Origin of the sequence: Salegentibacter sp. BDJ18, assembly GCF_017579965.1 — a bacterium.
Lineage (GTDB): Bacteria > Bacteroidota > Bacteroidia > Flavobacteriales > Flavobacteriaceae > Salegentibacter.
The window spans coordinates 1-22,435 of the sequence record NZ_JAFLQX010000013.1 but is presented as its reverse complement, the minus strand read 5'-3'; the positions used below and the strand labels follow the sequence as shown (position 1 = coordinate 22,435).

Sequence of the window (22,435 nt, the reverse complement as noted above, 5' to 3'; positions counted from 1 at the left end):
AGTTATCATTTTATGAATTTCAGGTTAATTTCTTATCTTTATATTGAATTTTAGTTAATCACAATTATGCTCGATAAAGTTGAATCTAATGCGATTTTAGACCGCTTGCCGGCCCATCTTCAGCAATATATAAAACCACAGAATTACGAGGATTATTCCCCGGTAAACCACGCGGTTTGGCGATATGTAATGCGTAAAAATGTAGATTATCTAAGCAAAGTTGCTCACGAATCTTACCTTGATGGTTTAAAGCAAACCGGCATTTCTATAGATCATATTCCCAATATGTATGGGATGAACCGAATTTTAAAAGAAATTGGCTGGGCTGCTGTAGCTGTAGACGGATTTATTCCGCCGGCTGCTTTTATGGAATTCCAGGCTTTTAATGTTTTGGTAATTGCCAGCGATATTCGCCAGCTCGAGCATATAGAATATACTCCTGCACCCGATATTATTCACGAAGGTGCCGGCCACGCCCCTATTATCGCTAACCCAGAATATGCAGAATATCTTAGACGTTTTGGCGAAATTGGCTGTAAAGCGATTTCTAGCGCTAAAGATTATGAAATGTACGAAGCCATAAGGCATCTTTCTATTATTAAAGAAGCTGAAGATACACCTCAGCAAGAAATTAAAAAAGCTGAAAAGAAAGTAGATTACCTGCAAAATAATATGGGGCAACCCAGTGAGATGGCGCAGATAAGAAATTTACACTGGTGGACCGTTGAATACGGGTTGATTGGAACGCTTGAAGATCCTAAAATATACGGTGCCGGCTTACTCTCTTCTATTGGAGAAAGCGCCTGGTGTATGACAGATAAAGTGAAGAAGATTCCATATTCTATTGAAGCGTGTAAACAGGAATTTGATATTACCAAACCTCAGCCTCAGCTTTATGTAACCCCAGATTTTGCACATTTAAGCTCAGTTTTAGAGGAATTTGCCAATAAAATGGCTTTAAGAAAAGGCGGATTGGAAGGAATTCAGAAATTAATAGATTCTAAAAATCTTGGAACTATAGAATTAAGCACCGGTTTACAGATCTCAGGAGATTTTTCGAAAGTTATTGAACACGATAGCAAACCAATCTATATTCAAACTTCAGGTAAAACTGCCCTTTCCCATCGGGAAAAGGAACTGGTAGGTCACGGTGTGAAAAATCACCATGAAGGATTTGGCTCGCCAATTGGCTCTTTAAAAGGAATCAATTTAGCGATTGAAGATATGAGTCCGCGAGATCTTACGGCTTACGATATCTATGAAGGCGAAAAGATTGAATTTGAATTTGAAGGTGGAATAAAAGTAAAAGGAGAAATAATTACCGGGACCAGGAATCTGCAGGGGAAAATAATAATTATTACCCTAAAAGATTGTACGGTTACTTATGGCGAAGAAATTCTGTTTAAACCTGAATGGGGCAAATATGATATGGCGATTGGCAAAGAAGTTATTTCAGCATTTGCCGGCCCGGCAGATAATCTTTCTTTCGATCTAATTACCCACAAAACCTCAACTACTACAATAAAAAGCAAAAGTACACCAGAACGCGAAGAACTTAATTCACTTTATGCTTCTGTTAGAAATATAAGAGAAGGAAAAGATGCGAAATTTTCATTAGGCGCTGCTTTAGAACTTGTAAAAAAACACCACCCAAAAGACTGGTTGCTTTCTGTAGAAATATATGAGCTAACAGTAGGGAAAGATGAAAAACTCGCTAAAGAAGCTCTAAGTAATTTAGAGGATGTAAAATCTCGAAGACCTGATATCTCCCATTTAATTGATGGAGGAATAAGCCTTATAGACGGCCAATTGGTAAGTTAAAACAGCAATCAAATTGCGAAAAAGCAGACTAGAGTTTTATTTTTTCGAATTCTTCGGAGTCATTAAAATTCTGGTCGTTGTATTGCAGCGTCCAACCCATAGAATTGGTTAAAATATAGATCTTTTGCAATTCACTAATTAGCCTGTTTTCAGCATTAGACTTAAGCGAAGAAGCTTCTACCTTTTCTCTAATGGATTTTTCGATTCGGCCCTTAATTTTATTGTGATCTTCAGCATCAAACTGGTTTAAATAATCCTGGGTAACATCGTAATATTTTATCTCGGGATTTATTGTAATTTCTTCTTTAGGAATAGAGGTGATGCGTACAATTTTATTTTCTTCATCAATTTCGGTTTCTAATTTACTTAGATCGTAAGCCACCGTTGCCTTAGCATTTACAATGATAAGCGCTTTTTTTCTTGCCGAAAATATATCGAGATAAAACTTCTTTGAGTTTTTATAAGAATAAACCTGTGAGAAAGTACCTTCGGTCACCACCAATTTTCCCACATTTTTAATTTGCTGCTGAAGCAAGGCTGTACTTTCTTCTAATTGATCTTTTTCATTATTTCTGTTTTCACAATAGCGAATACCAAAAACCACAAGCAAGACCAAAATGGCACCTATAAAGAAATTTCTCATTTATCAATTTTTTCTAAAGGTACAAAGAATGTGAATTTTGGAGATTTTGAAGAAAACATTACTTTTTTAAAACACTTATGGACGGCCCCACCCGTCCATAAGTTTTTAACTTTCTAAAATCTACCCCAACAAATTTTAGAAAACGAATTAAGATACAGTCACAAAAAACAACTTCTCAGCCATTCGTTATCAATAACTTATATCTAAAATTCTAAGATAAAAATACAAAAAAATTTAATATATAAACAATTCCGAAATTAATTTAATGTTTTTTTGACGATAACTTAATTTAGAACTGAAGATGCGGATAACGCTTTTGGAGTGTTAAAACTTTAGAATTCAAATTTTTTAGAAATTTACGATGCGCTTCAGAATTGGGATTAAATGGACGATGTGCTAATCCTTTTTGGATATTTTCTACTTCATTTAAAACCGAAAGAGAGTCTTCTGAAAACCAGGTTACTGTAAATCTTTTCCAAATATAGTCTATGGCTATTGGAGAAGGATGCAACATATCTTCAGTATAAAACCGATAGTCCCGAAGTTCATCCATCATCAATTCATAAGATGGAAAATAATGGGTTTTCTTGCTTTCTTCGCAAACCTTATGAACAGCGGTAATTAAATGTGCTTTGCTACGCTGATTTTCAATAAATCCGTCCTTAATATGCCGAACCGGAGAAACGGTGAAAATCACTTCAGCATCAGGGTTTATTTGGTGTGCGTCTTCCAGAATCGCATTTAAAGCTCGCTCAATTTCTTTTATAGATTGTAATTCTTTCCTAAAAGATTTCTGCGGAACTTTATGACAGTTGGCAACGCTCTGTTCACTTTCTAAATGAAAATAGCTCCAGGCAGTACCCAAAGTGATCACTAAATGTGAGCTTTGCTGAAGAAACTCACGGGCATTTTTTAATGCGGAATTCAGGTTATTTAATAAAACCTCAGCATCAGGATTACTTAATGAAGAATGCGCATCAAAACAATGCCAGCGTTCCTGATGCTGAAAAATATCCTTTTCGGTATAAATCGCATCTTCCTTAAGTTTTCGAAAAAACTTTGCAATGGCTAAAGGATGAAAAAGAATTCCAAAGGGATTCTGCAAATTTTGCAGCTTATAGAAATCCAGTTTATTGCCGATATTTTCTACAAAACAGGATCCGATAAGAAAGATTTTAGATTCATAATCTATCTTAGGCTCAGCCTCTTTTATAGGTATTTTAGTCCTGAATTCCATAGCATTATATAAAAGCTGTCTGAAAAGGTTTTAAAACCGTCATCTTGAATTTATTTTATAGCCTCTCCCGATTTTTTATCGGGGATCTAATATCCTAGAATCAAAAAAATATTAGAAGCTGAAACAAATTCCGCTTGACGAAAATAGACTTTTCAGAAAGCCTCGTGCTTTATTTTAAATAAGCCTGTGCTTCTTGCAGGGCCTCGTTTATTCCTTCCGGTTTTTTACCGCCGGCAGTTGCAAAAAATGGCTGGCCACCGCCACCGCCCTGGATATATTTGCCCAGGTCTTTTACAATTTTCCCTGCGTGCAGGTCTTTTTCTTTTGCCAGGTCTTTAGAAATATAGCAACTTAAAAGTGCTTTTCCATTTTGCTCGGTTCCGAATAATAAAAACAGGTTTTCAAATTCATCTCCAAGTTGAAAAGCAAGATCTTTTATGCCGCCGGCATCAAGATCTACTTCCTTGGCAAGGAAATTCACCCCATTAATTTCTGAAATTTCAGACTTTAATTCGGTTTTTAGGTTTTTGGCTTTATCCTTTAGTAAATCTTCCACCTGCTTTTTTAAAGCTGCATTTTCTTCTTGCAAAGAATTCACCGCTTTTACCGGATCTTTGGCGTTTTTCAATTCGGCTTTTATTTGCTCTAGAACCTCATCCTGGTTGGCAAAATAATCTTTTACAGCTTCCCCGGTAATTGCTTCAATCCTTCTAATACTAGAAGCAACAGCACCTTCCGAAGTGATTTTAAAATGCCATATTTCTGAAGTATTCTTTACGTGGATTCCACCGCAAAGCTCCATAGATTCGCCAAAACGAATGGCACGAACAGCATCACCGTATTTTTCACCAAAAAGCGCCAAAGCGCCCTGGTTCACAGCATCCTTAAACGGAATACTTCGCTGCTCTTCTAAAGGTAATTGTTCATTAATTCGCTGATTTACCAGTTTTTCAACCTGCTCTAATTCCTCTTTATTTACTTTGCTGAAGTGAGAAAAATCGAAGCGCAAATAATCTCCTTTAACCAGAGAACCTTTTTGTTCTACGTGAGTTCCCAAAACTTCCCGAAGCGCCTGGTGCAATAAGTGCGTGGCCGTATGATTAGCCGCGGTAGCCGAGCGATTTTTCGAGTTTACAACCGCCTTAAATTTATCTTTCGGATTCTTAGGAAGCGATTTAGCAAAATGAACAATTAAGTTATTTTCCTTTTTTGTGTCTGTAATTTCTATTTTGTTGTTTTCGCTATCAAGGAGAAAACCTTTATCTCCAACCTGTCCGCCACCTTCAGGATAAAATGGAGTTTGAGAAAGCACAATCTGGTATAACGCACCTTTTTTGCTTTCTACTTTTCGGTAACGGGCAATTTGAGTTTCTGCTTCTAAATGATCGTAACCTACAAATGCTTCAGCTTTTACCGGGTTTATTTCTTCCCAGTCTCCGGCAGTAACCTGGGTGGCCGCACGAGACCTGTCTTTTTGCTCCTTAAGCTGAACTTCAAATTCCTTTTGATCAAGATCGAATCCGCGTTCGCGTAAAATAAGCGCGGTTAAATCTATAGGGAAACCAAAAGTATCGTAAAGTTCAAAAGCTTTCTTTCCAGAAACAGTTTTTCCTTTGGTTTCTGAAATTATATTTTCCAGCAAAATCAAGCCCTGGTCTAAAGTTCTCAAAAAAGATTGTTCTTCTTCCCTAATTACATTTTCACATAAAGTTTTTTGAGATTTAAGTTCAGGAAATGCTTCGCCCATTTGCTTACTTAACACCTCAACAAGCTTATAAATAAAAGGCTCTTTGGTATCTAAAAAAGTAAAACCGTAGCGAATGGCGCGTCTCAAAATTCTTCTAATCACATATCCGGCACCTGTGTTTGAAGGCAATTGCCCGTCGGCAATAGAAAAAGTTACCGCTCTCACGTGATCTGCAATTACCCGAATCGCGATATCGGTTTTTTCAGATTTTCCGTACTGAGAATTCGTAATTTTTTCCAGTTCAGCAATTAGCGGCGTAAAAACATCGGTATCGTAATTAGATTGTGTTCCCTGTAAAACCATACAAAGACGTTCAAAACCCATCCCGGTATCAATATGTTTTGCCGGAAGTTCTACTAAGGAACCATCAGCTTTACGGTTATACTGCATAAAAACCAGGTTCCAGATCTCTACCACCTGCGGGTGATCTGCATTTACCAGTTCTTTTCCGGGTTTTTTAGCTTTTTCAGCTTCAGATCGAATATCAATATGAATTTCAGAACAAGGCCCGCAAGGTCCCTGGTCTCCCATTTCCCAGAAATTGTCCTTTTTATCGCCGTAAACTATTCGGTCTTCAGGAACAATCTTTTTCCATAACTCTAAAGCTTCAGTATCTAAACCTAACTTATCTTCTTTGCTTCCTTCAAAAACAGAAACGTAAAGATTTTCAGGAGCAATTTTAAAAACTTCAGTAAGTAATTCCCAGGCCCAGTTTATGGCTTCTTCTTTAAAATAATCGCCAAAACTCCAGTTTCCTAACATCTCGAACATCGTGTGATGGTAAGTATCCATTCCCACTTCTTCCAAATCGTTATGCTTTCCGCTTACGCGTAGGCATTTTTGGCTATCGGTAATTCTGGAACTGGAAGGCTCGCTATTTCCTAAAAAATACTCCTTAAATTGAACCATCCCGGCGTTTGTAAACATTAAAGTGGGATCGTCTTTTAGCACCATAGGCGCTGAGGGAACGATTTTATGAGATTTGGATTTAAAAAATTCTAAAAACTGGCTTCTTATTTCCTGAGATTTCATCTAGCTGCTCTAATCTAAAATTATTAATTTGTGTTGGTGCTGAAACAATTTCCTATATTTGTTCGTTTACCAGACTAAACTTAGCACGGTAATTGCTAATTATTGTTGGCAAAAATAGCATAAATTTGACTCATGTCGAAGGTTAAATATTATTACGATAGCGACACGCAATCCTATAGAAAAATAGAGCGCCGAAAGGGCCGCCGCATAGGGATTGTGCTGCTTAGTATCCTGGGATCTTTCCTCTCTGGTTTTTTATTACTGGTCATTTATTTAAATATTCCGCAGATTGTAACTCCAAAAGAAAAAGCCTTAAAACGCGAACTTCAAAATATGGAATTACAATATGGATTACTGAATAAAAAAATGAACCAGGTCCAGAATGTTCTGGCAAATATTGAAGATCGGGACAATAATATTTACAGGGTTTATTTTGAAGCAAACCCAATTCCTGAAGAACAAAGAAGAGCAGGTTTTGGCGGAATTAATCGCTACAAAGACCTGGAAGGTTTTGATAATTCTAAATTGATTATTGAAACCAGCAAGCGTATGGATATCCTCACCAAACAGTTGGTGGTACAATCTAAATCTTTAGATGAAATTGCCGAATTGGCAAAGGAAAAAGAGAGCCTTTTAGCATCGGTTCCTGCTATACAACCGGTAAAAAATGAGGATTTAAGCAGAATTGCTTCTGGCTACGGATGGAGAACCGACCCATTTACCAAAGTGAGAAAATTTCACCACGGGATGGATTTTAGCGCGCCTCGAGGAACGCCGGTTTACGCCACAGGAGATGGCAGGGTTGAAAGAGCAGATAACCGCGCTACCGGTTATGGAAACCATATAAGAGTAGATCACGGCTATGGCTACACCAGCCTTTACGCCCACTTATATAAATATAATGTACGAGTTGGCCAGCGGGTTCAACGTGGGGATATTATTGGTTACGTAGGTAGTACGGGCAGGTCCCAGGGACCTCATTTACATTATGAGATCTTTAAAGATGACAACCGAATTAACCCGATTAATTTTTATTATGGAAACCTTTCGCCTGAAGAATTTGACAAGGTTCTGGAAAAAGCACAACAAGAAAACCAATCCCTGGATTAATGCATCTTAATTTACCCGATAAAAGATATTACGGCATTGGCGAAGTTGCAGAAGCCTTTAAGGTAAACACTTCCCTAATTAGGTTTTGGGAAAAAGAATTTGATGTAATTCAGCCTAAAAAAAATGCCAAGGGAAATCGCAAATTCACCCCCGAGGATATTAAGAATTTAGAGCTTATTTATCACCTGGTAAAAGAGCGCGGTTTCACCCTGGAAGGTGCCAAAACACATTTAAAAGAAGAAAAACATAAAACCCTTAGCAACTTCGAAATTATTCGTAAGTTGGAAGGAGTAAAAGCAAAACTAATCAACCTTAAAAATCAGTTATAAAAATGAAAAAATGGTTAATTCCTGTTATAGTAATCGTAGTTCTTGGAATAATTGTTTACAGCCTCACAGCGGGAGTAAATAACACTGCAGTAGAATACGAAGAAAATGTATCTAAGAATTGGGCCGATGTGGAAAATGCCTATCAACGTAGAAGTGATCTTATCCCTAATTTGGTGAGTACCGTAGAAGGTTCAGCCGATTTTGAACGTGGAACTTTAACCGATGTTATTGAGGCGCGAGCAAAAGCTACTTCGGTAAATGTTGATGCGGGAAATTTAGATCCGCAGCAAATTCAGCAATTCCAGCAGGCTCAGGGTGGATTATCTAATGCTTTATCAAGGCTTTTGGTCTCGGTAGAAAGATATCCCGATATAAAATCGAATCAGAATTTTCTTCAATTACAATCACAATTAGAAGGAACCGAGAACCGAATTAGCGTGGCGAGAAATCGCTACAATGAAGCGGTGAGACAATACAACACTTATATTAGAAAATTCCCGAATAATATTTTTGCCGGAATGTTCGGTTTTGAAAGAAAACCAGCTTTTGAAGCAGAAGAAGGTGCAGAAAATGCTCCAGATGTTGAATTTGATTTTTAAGCGAAATGAGTAAAGTAGAGGATTTTTTAAGTAAAAAGGACGAAGAGGAAATCATTGAAGCCATTAGAACGGCAGAGAGCCATACATCTGGCGAAGTAAGGGTTCACCTGGAAAAAACCACTGGCGAGATGGATATTTTTGATCGCGCTATGGAGGTTTTTCATATGCTGAAAATGGATAATACCAAACACGATAATGGCGTGCTGATATATGTTGCCGTAGAAGATCATAACTTTGTGATCTACGGCGATAAAGGAATTAACGATGTTGTTCCAGACGATTTTTGGGAAAGCACCAAAGATGCCATTGTAGAAAAATTTAAAAAAGGAGAATTTAAGCAAGGCCTGGTAGACGGAATTTTAACCGCAGGCCAGCAGCTTAAAAAACACTTCCCGTATAGCGATGAGACCCGGGACGAACTCTCCAATGAAATTTCAAAAGGATAAATGCCACAATTCACTAAAAGATTCCAACTAATATTTTTGTTTTTCCTCGTTTTCTCGGGGTTTATATATGCACAGCGCGATGTTCCTCCTAAACCAGCTGAAGAAACGAGCGTATATGACGAGGCTGATATTTTATCTTCTTCGGAAGAAAGCCGATTAAAACAGAAATTGGTTAATTATGCAGATACTACTTCAACCCAGGTAGTAATTGCTACTATAGAATCTTTGCAGGGCGAATATGAAGGAGTTTATGCTGCAGAATGGGCCCAGGAATGGGGAATTGGACAAAGCGAAAAGGATAACGGACTTTTAATTCTTGTTGCTGAAAATGATCGGAAAATCTGGATTACTACTGGTTATGGTCTAGAAGAATACATGACTGATGCCCGAAGTAAACAAATAATAGAACAAATTATTCTTCCTGAATTTAGAAAAGGTAGTTATTATAACGGCCTTGATGCGGGAACTACTGCTATTTTCCAGGTCCTGGCCGGTACTTTTGAAGGCACACCACAAAGACGTAGCCAATCTAATGGAATACCCGTACAGCTTCTTGTAATGGGAATTATCTTGCTAGTAATTATTGTTTCCCTTGCCAATAAAAATAAAGGCGGAAGAAACGGGGGCAGAAGAAGTGCCGGCAGCACTTTTTTAGATGCTATTATTTTAAGTTCTCTGGGACGCGGTACTTTTGGCGGTGGCAGCTCTGGCGGAGGTTTTGGTGGCGGAGGCGGCTTTGGTGGCGGTTTCGGCGGTGGAGGCTTTGGCGGCGGTGGTGCCGGTGGAAGCTGGTAATTTCAGTTGGCAGTTTACAGTTTGCTGCGTTTTCAACCGAAAAACCTATAAAAATAAAGACTGTTTGAAAGATTTTAGTTCCGTCAAACTGAACTTGTTTCAGCTTGTAACTTGATTTTCATATTAGATCCTGAGACATGTTCAGGATGACGATTCAACCAAACATCTCAAACAGTCTTTTTCACTTTCAGATAAAATTCAATTACCTTCCTCTTCTATTGTTATTCGGGTCTTTCCCTCCAAACTTGCTTATTTTATACGTAAAACTTAGCATAAAATATTGTTCTAAAACAAGCTCTTGCGTATCCTGAATAAAATCGTCTCCGGTAAACCTTCGGGTGGCAATGTTTTGATCCAGCAAGTCGAATACTTTTATTTTTAGCGTTCCATTATCTCCAAAAACTTCATATCCTAAACTTGCATTCCATAGGTAGAACGAATTTTGAAACCCGGGAGAAGCGTTCCCAATAGATTGGTATGCAATATCACTTCCTATCACAAATTTCTCTGGCCAAAAAGAAGTTAGCGCCAATGAAATATTCTGATTTTTATAATTTTCTTCCCTGTTATTAAAACTATATTCAGCATCTACAAATTCAACGCTATAAAAGGGTTCTATAGTTACCAAATCCCTAAAATTATATTCCAGTCCTAAATTAGGAGTAAGGTTTAAGGTTTTAGAGGTAAAACGCTGCTCGTTGGTAAATCCTACATTTTTATTATAATTTCCATAGAGTCCTCCACGAACTTTAATAGAGCTTTCGTTTTTCAACTCAAAGGTTTTGTCAATATTTCCACCCCCAAAATAGCTGTAAACACCATCTACGTTGGTATATGTGGTGGTTCGTACTAAATCTTCGTCTACCGTACTTCTGGTTACCACCTGGTCATTAGTAAAATTCCCACCTAAATAAGCGTAAAAACCAGAACGGGTTTTGAAATCGAAATTATTGAAGTTGAGGTAGAACCTATGTCTTAAAGTGGGTCTAAGATCTGGGTTACCCGTAACGATATTCAACGGGTTTATAGTATTAGTAACCGGCTGCAATTGGTTTAAAGACGGGGCATCCCACGAATTATTATAATTAAAATAAATAGCTTTCCCCTGCGCAAGGTTATACCTAAAATAAGCGTTTGCAAATAAATTTTCGTAAGTATTATCTATAGAAGTTTCAGTAAAAAGATCTTCATTTTTTAGCCTGATACTCTGGAAACCTCCAGAAACACTTGTTCTTAATTTCTCTCCATTATAAACAAGACCTAAGCTTGGACGATGGGTAAAAGATTCAGATTTAAAATCGTTGCTGAGTTCATCATCAAGTAAAGTATAATCCCCCGTATCATTCGCATCGTAAACCAGGCGTTCATTTCGGCCGTCGGCTTTATCAAAATTATAACTTACATCCAGCATTAATTTTTCGGTAATAGGAAAACGGCTACTTACATCAACTCCGTAATTATTATCCTTGTTTTCTTCGGAAATTAACTGATCCTGAATATCTGTATTTACCAATTCACCATCCTGGTTGTAAATTTCTCTTTCAGAAAAGAAATTGTTATCCTGTGAACGCGTATTATTCTGATTATTAAAACCTAAACTATAATAACCTCCATTTTCACCGAATTTTCTTGTAAAATTCAATCGGTTCGAGAAATTCACGCTGTGAACTTCAGAATAATTATCGGTTAAAGCGGTATTTATTGGGGTACCATCTTCTGCAACAGATTCTGTGAAAGATTGGTTAGAAGAGCGACCGTTATTGGTGTTTATATTTGGTCTCACTGAAATTCTTGTTAAAGTATCTGGCTGAATCTCGAATCCTAAATTAAATCGGTGATTATTATTAACCCTGTTTCCGCTAGATTCAGAATTGTTGAAGAATCTTCTATCTGGCAAAATATTTTCTCTTTGAGTTCGGCTTTCGGTTCTATTATCAGCACGACTATAGAAATAATTAGAAGAAAGTTCGGTTTCCTGTGGCCATTCGTTTACAAAACTAAAGCCGGCGTTATCAGACTTTGTAATCCCGTTGCCAGATCCAAAATTACTTCCGTTAATACTGAAATTTCCACCTCTACTCCTACTGATGGAATATGCATTACGGCCCATCGCATCATAAATTTCATCGAAAGAAAATCCGGAAGAATTAATGTTGTTGGAACTCGCCAAAAGGCTCACGCGCATATCATTTTTAAAATAATTTCCAATTCCGCTTAATTCATAGCGCTCATCGGTTCCGCCGCCTGCAGTAAGCCTGGAGAAAAATCCGCGGTTTTTATCTTCGTCTATGGTAATATTAATGGTTTTGTTTTCAGCATCTCCTTCTTTTCCGGTAAATTCTTCAGATTTAGTTTTGCTATCTACCACCTGAAGTTTATTTATTAATTCCTTAGGCAGGTTTTTAGTAGCGATCTTTGGGTCGTCTCCAAAAAATTCTTTTCCGTTCACTTTAATTTGCGAAACCGGGGTTCCGTTTACGGTAATACTACCATCAGTAGCCACTTCTACCCCAGGGAGTTCTTTAAGTAATTCTTCCAGGTTTGCATCTTTACGTGTTTTAAAAGAAGCTGCATTAAATTCCAGGGTATCTTTCTTTATCGTTACCGGCGCGCGGGAAGAAGTAATTGTTATTTCATCTAAAGCATTATCGGCTACCTGCATTTTTATAATATCGAGATTTACTTCGCTATTCATTTGCACCTGCTGCGCATAAGTCTTAAAGCCCGCATAGGAAATAAGTAAATTTAATTCCTTAATTTCTGAACTTCCAGAAAGTTGAAATTCTCCTGCATTATCTGAAATTGTATAGGTAACCAAACTACTATCTGCCGGTTTCTCCAGGTAAACCGTTGCCGATTCGAGGGGTGCTCCCTGCGGATCGGTTATTTTACCATTTATTTCAAAATTTTGGGCTGTTAGATTTCCTGCCAGAAACAGAAAGGCAAGGGAAAGAAGAATTCTCATGGAGGGTTTAGGTGTTAAAATTTGAAAAAAATCAAGACAAAGTTATGCCTCACTAACTATATTGGTAGTTAGACTCTCAATTTGTTACAAAGTTTAACAGCTAATTCTATTTTTTTCTGAAATACACTGAAATTGGTACTCCCGTAAGATCAAATTCCTTCCTTAACTTGTTCTCTACAAAACGTTTATAAGGATCTCTAACATACTGCGGAAGATTACAGAAAAACGCAAACTGCGGCTGTGGTGTAGGCAATTGGGTACAGAATTTTATCTTTACATACTTACCTTTATAAGCCGGCGGAGGATTTTGCTCAATTATAGGAAGCATTATATCGTTAAGCTCGCGGGTTTTAATTTTCTTACTACGATTCTCAAAAACCTTTACCGCCGTTTCTATAGCTTTAAAGATTCTTTGTTTGGTAAGCACCGACATAAAGACGATAGGCACATCGGTAAAAGGTTCTATTTCACGCCTAATCATGGCCTCAAACTCTTTCATGGTATTGGTTTCCTTATCTTCAACCAAATCCCATTTATTTACAAGAATTACAATTCCTTTTCGGTTTCTTTGAGCCAGCCAAAATATATTTTGCACCTGCCCGTCAAATCCGCGGGTAGCATCTAAGATTACCAAACATACATCGCAATTTTCTATTGCTCGCACCGAACGCATTACCGAGTAAAACTCAAGGTCTTCTTTAACCTTGGATTTTCTTCTAATCCCGGCAGTATCTACCAGGTTAAATTCAAACCCGAACCTATTATATTTAGTATCCATAGCATCGCGGGTAGTCCCTGCAATATCGGTAACTATATAACGTTCTTCGCCAATAAGTGCATTGATAAAAGAAGATTTCCCAGCATTGGGACGTCCCACTACAGCAAATCTTGGTAATTCGGTTTCTTCTTCGGCTTCGGTTTCAGGGAGCGCTTCTACTAAAGCATCAAGTAAATCTCCGGTACCACTACCGTTTGTACTGGCAATAGGAAAATATTCGCCAAGACCTAAAGAATAAAATTCTACAGCATTCTCCAGCCTTTTATTATTATCTACTTTATTAACAGCAAGAAGCACAGGTTTATCTACTTTTCTAAGCAATTGCGCAACATCCTCGTCCATAGGGGTTACTCCACTTTCAACATCTACCATAAAAATTATAGCATCGGCTTCATCTATAGCAAGTTCTACCTGCTTGTCTATTTCGGCTTCAAAAATATCGTCGCTTCCCACAACATATCCACCGGTATCTATAAGGGAAAAATTACGACCATTCCAATCAGATTTTCCATAATGACGATCGCGGGTTACCCCACTAACCGAATCTACAATCGCCTCACGACGTTGAATTAATCGGTTGAAAAAAGTAGATTTTCCAACGTTTGGTCTTCCTACAATGGCTACAATATTGCCCATAATATTTATTCTTTATTGCCTCAAAGAGGTTTATTTTCTGAATTTATTCAGAAAATGTAATTGTTTGCAAAATTAGTGTAAAAATTCGGGTTTACCCGAAACTTAGAAAACGGAAGTTTTCTGTAAAAAATTGAAGTATATAAATTGAAAATTTTAGATAAAAACTTTTAGAAAATTAATTCAGAAAAATTATTCATTATACCCAAAACGCTTTAACTGGCGTTGGTCGCTTCTCCAGTTTTTGTTCACTTTTACGTAAAGTTCAAGATGAACCTGTTTCCCAAAGAATTTCTCAAGATCTTTTCGGGCTTCTACCCCAACCCTTTTTAAAGCGGCACCTTTATGACCTATAATAATTCCTTTTTGAGTTTCGCGCTCTACCATAATCACGCTACGCATTCTAATGATTTTCTCTTCTTCAAAGAATTCCTGAGTATCAATTTCTACCGCATAGGGAATTTCTTTTTTATAATGTATTAAAATCTTTTCGCGAATAATTTCATTTACAAAGAAACGCTCGGGCTTATCGGTAAGCGTGTCTTTTGGATAAAACGCCGGAGATTCTGGTAATAACTCAATAATTCGGTTAAATACTTCAGCAACATTAAAACCTTCTAAAGCCGAAACCGGAAAAATTTCAGCATTGGGTACTTTCTCTGTCCACATTTGTACCTGGCTTTCCAATTCTTCCTGGTTAGATTTATCAATTTTATTCAGCAATAAAATAACTGGAATATCGGTTGAAATTATTTTATTAAAAAAGGCTTCATCTTTAAGTTCCTTTTCCCCAATTTCTACCATATATATCAAAACATCGGCATCTTCAAAAGCAGATTTCACAAAACCCATCATAGATTCCTGCAACTCGTAAGCCGGTTTAATAATTCCGGGGGTATCGCTTAACAACACCTGGAAGTCTTCGCCATTTACAATTCCCAGAATACGGTGGCGGGTGGTTTGCGCTTTAGAAGTGATAATAGACAATTTTTCGCCTACAAAAGCATTCATTAAAGTAGATTTCCCCACATTAGGGTTCCCAATAATATTTACAAATCCTGCCTTATGTGCCATTTTGATAATTTTTATGCTGCAAAGGTAAGACGATTCACTTACAGTTATCTGCTTTTGATTTAAATTTATTTCATAAATAGGTTTTGCATTAATTTTCTAACAAAATTTATTAGTAATTTGATAATCAGATAGCTTCATATTATTAATACATTAAAAATTCTTACTAAAGTGGCTACAAACTTGGCTAACAAAAATAATTGGCTAATTTTGCCGGCTCTTATGAAGCAAAGAAGAAATATACAATCGTCTCCACTTACGCCGCCCTAGGCAGTTAAGTCTTCATTTCTATTAGATTCCGAAAATTTATTTTCTGCGGAAGAGAATCCGCTTTCCATTATTTATTAAAATTATATTCTGATGAAAAAAATCTTCAACCTGTTTGATTTTTCACAAAAAGTAGATTACAAAAACGAAGTTTTAGCCGGACTTACCGTGGCGCTGGCACTAATACCAGAAGCAGTTGCCTTTGCATTAATCGCCGGACTTTCGCCTTTAACAGGTTTATACGCCGCATTTGTTATGGGATTGGTAACAGCTATTTTAGGTGGTCGTCCAGGGATGATCTCTGGCGCTACAGGAGCGGTTGCCGTGGTTATAGTAGGTCTCTCAATTTCTCATGGACCAGAATATATATTTGCAACAGTAGTTTTAGCCGGATTAATACAGGTTTTAGCCGGAGTTCTAAAACTTGGAAAATTAATTAGGCTTGTACCACACTCTGTGATATTTGGCTTCGTAAACGGTTTGGCGATTATTATTTTTATGTCGCAATTAGACCAATTTAAAGCTTTAAACCCTGTTACCGGCGAGTTAAAATGGATGACGGGTCCACCAATGTATACATTTCTTGCGCTTGTAAGTGTTGCAATTTTAATTATCTGGCTTTTACCAAAACTTACAAAAGTAGTCCCGGCCACTCTAGTTGCAATTTTAGTAGTTTTTGCAATTGTAGCTGCCTTGGGAATAGATACTAAAACTGTGGGTGATATTGCTTCTATTAAAGGTAGTTTTCCTCCTTTTCATATTCCTATGGTACCTTTTAACCTGGATACTTTAATGCTTATTTTTCCATATGCCGCAATTATGGCCGGGGTTGGTTTAATTGAAAGTTTATTAACTCTAAATATTGTAGACGAAATTACCGAAACACGGGGAAGCGGAAATAAAGAATGTGTGGCACAGGGAACGGCCAACGTACTTTCAGGTTTTTTCTCTGGGATGGGTGGTTGCGCAATGCTTGGTCAAAGTTTAATTAACGTTTCTTCTGGAGCACGAGCCCGATTATCGGGTATAGTAGCTGCTGTTTTTTTATTGATCTTTATTATGTTCGGCTCTTCGGTTATTGAATTACTTCCAATGGCCGCCTTAACCGGGGTTATGATTATGGTTGCAGTTGGAACTTTTGAGTGGGCCAGTTTAAGAACTTTTAGAAGAATGCCTAAATCGGATATTCTGGTAATGGTATTGGTAACCGTAGTAACTGTAATTCTTCACAACCTTGCTTTAGCCGTATTGATAGGAGTTATTATTTCAGCACTTGTTTTTGCCTGGGACAACGCAAAACGTATTAGAGCTAGAAAGCGTATTGATGAAGATGGCATAAAACATTACGAGATTTACGGCCCTCTTTTCTTCGGATCTGTGCAGGCTTTTAATGATAAATTTGATGTTTTAAACGATCCTGAAGAAGTAATTATAGATTTTTCTGAAAGTCGTGTAGTAGATATGTCGGGGATTGAAGCCTTAAACAAGCTTACCGAGAGATACCATAAACAAGGCAAAAAACTTCATTTAAGACATTTAAGTCAGGATTGTCGAAGACTACTTAGTAATGCAGATGCCATTATAGATGTAAACATTTTAGAAGATCCAACCTATAAAGTTGCGGTAGATAAGGCTTAAGTTTCTTAACTTTATACTTCAACTAAAAAACACACGATGTCTATAATTGCTGAAGGAGAAAAGAAGTTTGAAGAAATAACTTCTGTGCAGAACAAGGCAATGCGCCTTAATCTAAATGAAAATATCTACGGAACTTTTGCTGAAATTGGTGCCGGGCAGGAAACCGTGCGGCACTTCTTTCGGGCAGGGAATGCTTCCGGAACTGTTGCAAAAACCTTAAGCGCTTATGATAAGGATTTTAGCGATGCTATTTACGGGATTGAAGATGACGGCCGCTATGTGACAGAGGACAGGTTAACGAGTATGATGCGCTACGAAACCGGACTTATTGAAGAGCGTATTTCCCGCCTTAAGCATCCCAATAAATTATTTTTTAGCTATGCCAACACCGTAGCAACCATAGACTGGGCAAAGAAATATAAAGGCCACGGTTGGCTGGGAGTAAGATTTCAAACAAAACCGGGAGAAGATTATAGCGAAATTGTTCTGCATGTGCAGTTTCACGAAAACAATGCTTCGCACCAGCAAATTAGCCTGGGGATAATGGGCGTGAATCTTATTCACGGTGCATTTTATCACTACGATAATCCTAAAAAGCTACTCAATCATTTATTTGATCATTTAACCACCGACAAGATTGAAATTGATGCTATTAATTTCACCGGCCCTGTTTTTAAAGATGTAGACAATAGATTAATGAGCCTGGAATTGGTTAAAAAAGGCATTACAGAAGCCATTATGTTCGCTCCCGATGGCAACAATATTTTACCAGCCAGTTTACTTTATAAAAAGAATATTTTAACGCTACGCGGAAGTTTTAGACCGGTTACTAAAGTAAATATGGCGATGTATGAAAAATCGCTAGAACTTTTCCTGAATGAAAGAAAAGTTGATAAGGATAAAACGGTAGTTATTTTTGAAATTACACTTTCTAATCTAAAAGGCGAAGGAGAAATAGACGAACAGGATTTCCTGGATCGTGCCGATTTACTGGGTTCTTTAGGCCAAACGGTAATGATTTCTAATTTCCAGGAATATTACAAGGTGGTAGAGTATTTTGGCCAACATACAAAAGAAAGAATGGGCCTTACCATGGGTGTAAGTACACTTCAGGACATTTTTGACGAAAGATATTACCGCCATTTAAGCGGTGGAATTCTTGAAGCCTTTGGAAAATTATTCTTTAAAAGTTTAAAAATATATCTATATCCGCTTAAAGACCAGGAAACCGGAGAGATTATTACCAGTGAAAACCTAAAGGTACATCCAAGAATGCAGGAGCTTTATCAATACTTTAAAGATAATGGCCGCGTTGTAGACATTAAAGATTACGATCCTAAAACCCTGGATATTCACTCCAGGAAAGTACATCAAATGATTAGAGAAGGGAAAACCGAATGGGAAGATATGCTGCCAGAAAGCACTACAAAAATGATTAAAGAAAAAGAACTTTTTAGAGGAAAGTAGAGAAAAAAGCACCTCTACCTTTTTCAGAAGTATTTCTAAAGAATAAAAAAGCCGTTTAAATAAAATTTAAACGGCTTTTCATTTTAAGATTTTTAGCAATTAATCCTGGTAAAAAGAATTTGGCCAGGCATCGTTGCCAGAGTTTACATCTGGTAAAATTTTATTAGGGTCTAACTCTACATTTTCAATAGATTTATCGGTGCGGTGTAGATAATTCCAGGAATCACCACGCTGCCAAATCTCTACCGGAAGAGTTACATTTTCTGAAGAACCATCTTCGTAAGTAATTTCCATTTTAACCGGCATTGGTATTTCACCCTTATTAGTTAAGGAAATAACGTAATTACCTTCATATTGTCTCACTCCATCTAAACCTAAGTCTATATTACCTGTACCGTAGAACCATTTTTGAAAGAACCAGGAAAGGTTTTCTCCTGAAACATTCTCCATATGATTAAAGAAATCGGCTGGCTGGGGGTGTTTGTATGCCCAGGTTTCAATGTAAGACTTAAAGGCATTATCAAATCGTTCCTCTCCTAAGATATACTCTCTAAGTAATAATAAACCAATTGCGGGCTTGTAGTAAGCGATCATTCCCAGATTTCTTAAGTTAGAAACATCTGGATAAGTATCTATCCCTTCTCTTTGTTCACTGGTAAACCAGCCTGTCATGTTCCTGGTTTTATTCAATCTCGCAGGATATTCGCCATTGTTAAAATCTAAGGTACTGTAATAATTAATAAAAGTATTAAAACCTTCGTCCATCCAGGCGTATCTTCTTTCGTTAGAACCAACAATCATTGGGAACCAGTTATGGCCAAATTCGTGGTCTGTAACGCTCCAAAGCGAAGCACCTTCACTCTTCCAACCGCAAAAGTTGAGTCCGGGATATTCCATTCCGCCTATATCAGCAGCAACATTCACAGCCACAGGATAAGGATATTCAAACCATTTTTCAGAATAATGTTCAACCGAAGCTTTAGAATATTCAGTAGAACGGCTCCAGGCATGCTGCCCATCACTCTCTTTTGGGTAAGCCGATTGCGCCATTGCTTTTTTTCCGCCAGGCAAATCTATTTTAGCCGCATCCCAGATAAATGCTTTTGAAGAACCAAAAGCTACATCACGGGTGTTTTCCATTTTAAAATGCCAGGTTAGGGTGCCTTCCTGTTTAGCGCGCAACGACATATCATTTACTTCTTCAGGTTTAATTAAATAAACCGTAGAATCGCTCTCTTTAGCCCTTTCCATTCTATCTCTTACGGTAGAAGACAATACCTGCCTGGGGTTTTGTAATTCACCCGAAGCTACCACAATATGGCTAGCCGGGGCAGTAATTTTATAATCATAATCGCCATAATCTAAGTAAAACTCACCTGCACCAAGATAGGGTTCTATATTCCATCCTTCCACATCATCATAAACCGCCGCTTTAGGAAACCATTGTGCGAGAGCGTAAATAGTCCCGTCTTCCACATCCAGTCTTCCCATACGGTCCATTCCTTCTACCGGTATTTTATACTCAAAATTCATAGAGACGGTAGCTTTCCCACCATTTGCAGGAATAGGATCTTCAAAAAATACCTGCATCCTGGTATCGTTTATTAAGTAATCTGAAGATGAACTTCTTTTCACTTTGGCTTCTAAATTTGAGATAGTATAGCCCCCGTCAATATCTCCGTTATAACGATTGCCCTGAATTGGGGTAGTTAATGTACCACGAGAATCTTCTGTAAAGCGGTTTTGCTCTAAATGCATCCAGATAAAATCTAACTCGTGCGGACTGTTATTGGTATAGGTTAATGTGATTTTCCCTTTAATAGTATGTTTTTCATCATTTAGAGTGACATCTATATCATAATCGGTTTCATTCTGCCAATATTCCGGACCCGGCCTTCCTGAAGCAGCGCGGTACATATTACCACTACGGTCCATAAATTCATTAAAATCTCCCTGGTTGTTTCCTACAACCTCCTGGGCTTTAGCGCCGGTACTAAACATTCCTGCTACGGCAAGGCCAAGCAAAGCTCTGGATAAATATCTCATTCTTTTAAGTTTTATTGTAATTGCCGCTAATTTAACCAAACTGTTTAAAAAATCCTCAAAATTCGGTTATATAAGACTCAAACAAAAAATAAAAATAATGGAATATTAAAACTGAAAAATCAAATGTCTTAAACCGAAAGAAGTAATCTCAATACCAGGCTTTTTTTTGTAGACACAGGTTTAAAAAAGTTTACTATTACGGTCGTACATGATAATGCTTCCTGCCACCGAAACATTTAAACTTAAGCTAGACTGAAACTTCACTAAAAAATGGGATTTCTCTATAGCCTGGTTAGAAAGCCCATGATCTTCGGCTCCCAATAAATAAACGCATCGCCTGGGGTGGTTAAAAGTTTCAAGAGGCTCTGCATCTTCGGTAAGTTCAACACCTACCAGCATAGCACCTTTAGGTAAATTTGAATAAAAATCTTCAAAAGTTTTATAATGAAAATATGGCATTGCACCCACTGCCTTATGAGTATCACAAGCCTGTTTCGCATAACGATTCCCAATAGTAAAAATATAACTGGCTCCCATATTTTGGGCCGAGCGCCAAAGTACGCCAAGGTTTTCGGGAGTTTTTCCATTTTGAATACCTATACCGAAAAATCCCTGTTCTAAATTGTCTACTTTCATAAGAATTCAAAAATAACAGAATATTTTTTTCTACAGAATTTCCTATGGAATAAACCTGATCTTTATCATTTTATATAGCCATAAAGCTTTATAACTTTATAGGTAAATATTTAGCGTCATGAAATATATACTCATACCCACAGACTTCTCTGAATCTGCAAGAAATGCATCAGAATTTGGAATTGAATTGGCAAAGCTACTTGACCTTCCCATAAAATTTCTTCATAGTATTCAAACGCCGGTAGATTGGTCTAAATTAAACAAACAGGATGAAAGTAAATATCCAGAATCCAAGGCTAAAATTAATAACGCAAAAGAACAATTAAAAAGTTTAGAGAAAAAAGCAGAGGATAAACACGTAGAAGCAGAGCATACTTTAATCTTCAATACCGGTATGCAGGAACTGAATAATTACGTTAATCCTGAAAATTATGAATTAGTAATTATGGGTACTCACGGTACTAAAGGTTTTCAAAAAATATTAGGTTCAAATACTCAAAAACTTATCCGCCAATCTAAAGTTCCCGTATTGGCCATTAAGCACAAGTTTAATATTTCAAATTTGAACAAAATATTAATCGCTACCGATTTAAAAGAAGAGTCACAATCTGCCTTTCAGCATATTTTCAAAATCCTTGGGAATTTAAATACAGAGAAAAATCTGATTTATATAAATACACCTTATAATTTCAAAGAATATGAAGAGATAGAGAATTTAATGAGCAACTTTTTAAAGAATTGTGGCGTTAAAAATATAAAGACACAATCTCTAAGTGCTAATAATGAAGCCCGCGGAATAGGAATGGCTATAAACAAGATAAAACCAGATCTTTTTACAAGCATAACCCATCAACGTTCTGGCCTGGACACTATTTTTAGCCCGAGTATTACTGAAGAGATAATTAATAATTACGATATACCGGTATTGAGTATTAATAGAGAAATTTAAATAAGGTATTAAATTCTTATGAAGCAAAGGTTTTCTTTAGAGCCTAAAGATATTACCGTACCAAACATATTAAAACAAAAAAAGACCCTTACAAATTCATGTAAGGGTCTTCTAAAAAAAGGCGGTGACATACTCTCCCACAAATAGCAGTACCATCTGCGCTAACGGGCTTAACTTCTCTGTTCGGAATGGGAAGAGGTGAGCCCCGTTGCCATAACCACCTTAA

The 22,435-nt window shown here is 37.2% G+C and carries 17 protein-coding genes and 1 rRNA gene; 9 read left to right on the top strand and 9 right to left on the bottom strand.

Going from position 1 to position 22,435, the window contains the following annotated elements:
• Positions 1–66 precede the first annotated feature (66 nt).
• The gene (locus J0871_RS07250; RefSeq protein ID WP_208224532.1) at positions 67–1,821 is read left to right on the top strand and encodes an aromatic amino acid hydroxylase; all 1,755 of its coding nucleotides are present in this window, start codon (positions 67–69) and stop codon (positions 1,819–1,821) included.
• Positions 1,822–1,849: 28 nt separating this feature from the next.
• Here J0871_RS07250 and J0871_RS07245 read toward each other — a convergent pair whose 3' ends face one another.
• The 3 genes from J0871_RS07245 to alaS form a co-directional block, all read right to left on the bottom strand.
• Positions 1,850–2,464: a DUF4230 domain-containing protein gene (locus J0871_RS07245; RefSeq protein WP_208224531.1), complete on the bottom strand. Its 615-nt coding sequence runs from the start codon at positions 2,462–2,464 to the stop codon at positions 1,850–1,852.
• A 289-nt stretch (positions 2,465–2,753) separates the two neighbouring features.
• Complete coding sequence (locus J0871_RS07240; protein WP_208224530.1) at positions 2,754–3,701, bottom strand: GSCFA domain-containing protein; 948 nt, start codon at positions 3,699–3,701, stop codon at positions 2,754–2,756.
• A gap of 169 nt (positions 3,702–3,870) precedes the next feature.
• The gene (gene alaS / locus J0871_RS07235) at positions 3,871–6,480 is read right to left on the bottom strand and encodes an alanine--tRNA ligase (RefSeq protein WP_208224529.1); all 2,610 of its coding nucleotides are present in this window, start codon (positions 6,478–6,480) and stop codon (positions 3,871–3,873) included.
• A gap of 132 nt (positions 6,481–6,612) precedes the next feature.
• Here alaS and J0871_RS07230 point away from each other — a divergent pair, with 132 nt between their 5' ends.
• Genes J0871_RS07230 through J0871_RS07210 form a run of 5 tightly spaced genes read left to right on the top strand, consistent with a single transcriptional unit; the run spans position 6,613 to position 9,759 of the window.
• On the top strand, positions 6,613–7,590 hold the full coding sequence (locus tag J0871_RS07230; RefSeq protein WP_075325891.1) for a M23 family metallopeptidase: 978 nt from the start codon (positions 6,613–6,615) through the stop codon (positions 7,588–7,590).
• A complete protein-coding gene (locus tag J0871_RS07225; protein ID WP_057480627.1) occupies positions 7,590–7,919 on the top strand; it encodes a MerR family transcriptional regulator in 330 nt (109 codons plus the stop codon). Before J0871_RS07230 ends, J0871_RS07225 begins: the two co-directional genes overlap by 1 nt.
• Positions 7,920–7,921: 2 nt before the next feature.
• On the top strand, positions 7,922–8,518 hold the full coding sequence (locus J0871_RS07220) for a LemA family protein (RefSeq protein WP_075325890.1): 597 nt from the start codon (positions 7,922–7,924) through the stop codon (positions 8,516–8,518).
• 5 nt (positions 8,519–8,523) lie between these two features.
• Positions 8,524–8,964, top strand: a complete 441-nt coding sequence (locus J0871_RS07215) for a TPM domain-containing protein (protein ID WP_075325889.1) — start codon at positions 8,524–8,526, stop codon at positions 8,962–8,964.
• Positions 8,965–9,759, top strand: a complete 795-nt coding sequence (locus tag J0871_RS07210; protein ID WP_208224528.1) for a TPM domain-containing protein — start codon at positions 8,965–8,967, stop codon at positions 9,757–9,759. It abuts the gene before it with no gap.
• Positions 9,760–9,961: 202 nt separating this feature from the next.
• Here J0871_RS07210 and J0871_RS07205 read toward each other — a convergent pair whose 3' ends face one another.
• The 3 genes from J0871_RS07205 to era form a co-directional block, all read right to left on the bottom strand.
• Positions 9,962–12,724, bottom strand: coding sequence for a TonB-dependent receptor (locus tag J0871_RS07205; RefSeq protein ID WP_208224527.1), 2,763 nt, complete (start codon positions 12,722–12,724; stop codon positions 9,962–9,964).
• Positions 12,725–12,830: 106 nt separating this feature from the next.
• Positions 12,831–14,138 carry a ribosome biogenesis GTPase Der gene (der, locus tag J0871_RS07200; RefSeq protein WP_208224525.1) on the bottom strand — a complete coding sequence of 436 codons (1,308 nt, stop codon included), beginning with the start codon at positions 14,136–14,138 and terminating at the stop codon, positions 12,831–12,833.
• 189 nt (positions 14,139–14,327) lie between these two features.
• Positions 14,328–15,209, bottom strand: coding sequence for a GTPase Era (era, locus tag J0871_RS07195; protein WP_208224523.1), 882 nt, complete (start codon positions 15,207–15,209; stop codon positions 14,328–14,330).
• A 357-nt stretch (positions 15,210–15,566) separates the two neighbouring features.
• Here era and J0871_RS07190 point away from each other — a divergent pair, with 357 nt between their 5' ends.
• Both J0871_RS07190 and J0871_RS07185 read left to right on the top strand, forming a co-directional pair.
• Positions 15,567–17,111: a SulP family inorganic anion transporter gene (locus tag J0871_RS07190; protein ID WP_208224521.1), complete on the top strand. Its 1,545-nt coding sequence runs from the start codon at positions 15,567–15,569 to the stop codon at positions 17,109–17,111.
• Between the two features lie 36 nt (positions 17,112–17,147).
• Complete coding sequence (locus J0871_RS07185) at positions 17,148–18,578, top strand: TonB-dependent receptor (RefSeq protein ID WP_208224519.1); 1,431 nt, start codon at positions 17,148–17,150, stop codon at positions 18,576–18,578.
• A 99-nt stretch (positions 18,579–18,677) separates the two neighbouring features.
• On the opposite strand, the gene J0871_RS07180 is transcribed toward J0871_RS07185, so the two are convergent.
• Entirely contained in the window at positions 18,678–20,624 is a 1,947-nt protein-coding gene (locus tag J0871_RS07180) for a M1 family metallopeptidase (RefSeq protein ID WP_208224517.1), read from the bottom strand.
• A 180-nt stretch (positions 20,625–20,804) separates the two neighbouring features.
• A complete protein-coding gene (locus J0871_RS07175; RefSeq protein WP_208224516.1) occupies positions 20,805–21,260 on the bottom strand; it encodes an RNA methyltransferase in 456 nt (151 codons plus the stop codon).
• A 118-nt stretch (positions 21,261–21,378) separates the two neighbouring features.
• On the opposite strand from J0871_RS07175, the gene J0871_RS07170 reads away from it, so the two are divergent.
• Complete coding sequence (locus J0871_RS07170) at positions 21,379–22,209, top strand: universal stress protein (RefSeq protein ID WP_208224514.1); 831 nt, start codon at positions 21,379–21,381, stop codon at positions 22,207–22,209.
• 116 nt (positions 22,210–22,325) lie between these two features.
• On the opposite strand, the gene rrf is transcribed toward J0871_RS07170, so the two are convergent.
• A 5S ribosomal RNA gene (rrf, locus tag J0871_RS07165) occupies positions 22,326–22,434 on the bottom strand.
• Position 22,435 lies beyond the last annotated feature (1 nt).

Coding starts and splice junctions, on each gene's coding strand:
- J0871_RS07250 (WP_208224532.1), top strand. CDS start 67: ATGCTCGATAAAGTTGAATCTAATGCGATTTTAGACCGCTTGCCGGCC.
- J0871_RS07245 (WP_208224531.1), bottom strand. CDS start 2,464: ATGAGAAATTTCTTTATAGGTGCCATTTTGGTCTTGCTTGTGGTTTTT.
- J0871_RS07240 (WP_208224530.1), bottom strand. CDS start 3,701: ATGGAATTCAGGACTAAAATACCTATAAAAGAGGCTGAGCCTAAGATA.
- alaS (WP_208224529.1), bottom strand. CDS start 6,480: ATGAAATCTCAGGAAATAAGAAGCCAGTTTTTAGAATTTTTTAAATCC.
- J0871_RS07230 (WP_075325891.1), top strand. CDS start 6,613: ATGTCGAAGGTTAAATATTATTACGATAGCGACACGCAATCCTATAGA.
- J0871_RS07225 (WP_057480627.1), top strand. CDS start 7,590: ATGCATCTTAATTTACCCGATAAAAGATATTACGGCATTGGCGAAGTT.
- J0871_RS07220 (WP_075325890.1), top strand. CDS start 7,922: ATGAAAAAATGGTTAATTCCTGTTATAGTAATCGTAGTTCTTGGAATA.
- J0871_RS07215 (WP_075325889.1), top strand. CDS start 8,524: ATGAGTAAAGTAGAGGATTTTTTAAGTAAAAAGGACGAAGAGGAAATC.
- J0871_RS07210 (WP_208224528.1), top strand. CDS start 8,965: ATGCCACAATTCACTAAAAGATTCCAACTAATATTTTTGTTTTTCCTC.
- J0871_RS07205 (WP_208224527.1), bottom strand. CDS start 12,724: ATGAGAATTCTTCTTTCCCTTGCCTTTCTGTTTCTGGCAGGAAATCTA.
- der (WP_208224525.1), bottom strand. CDS start 14,138: ATGGGCAATATTGTAGCCATTGTAGGAAGACCAAACGTTGGAAAATCT.
- era (WP_208224523.1), bottom strand. CDS start 15,209: ATGGCACATAAGGCAGGATTTGTAAATATTATTGGGAACCCTAATGTG.
- J0871_RS07190 (WP_208224521.1), top strand. CDS start 15,567: ATGAAAAAAATCTTCAACCTGTTTGATTTTTCACAAAAAGTAGATTAC.
- J0871_RS07185 (WP_208224519.1), top strand. CDS start 17,148: ATGTCTATAATTGCTGAAGGAGAAAAGAAGTTTGAAGAAATAACTTCT.
- J0871_RS07180 (WP_208224517.1), bottom strand. CDS start 20,624: ATGAGATATTTATCCAGAGCTTTGCTTGGCCTTGCCGTAGCAGGAATG.
- J0871_RS07175 (WP_208224516.1), bottom strand. CDS start 21,260: ATGAAAGTAGACAATTTAGAACAGGGATTTTTCGGTATAGGTATTCAA.
- J0871_RS07170 (WP_208224514.1), top strand. CDS start 21,379: ATGAAATATATACTCATACCCACAGACTTCTCTGAATCTGCAAGAAAT.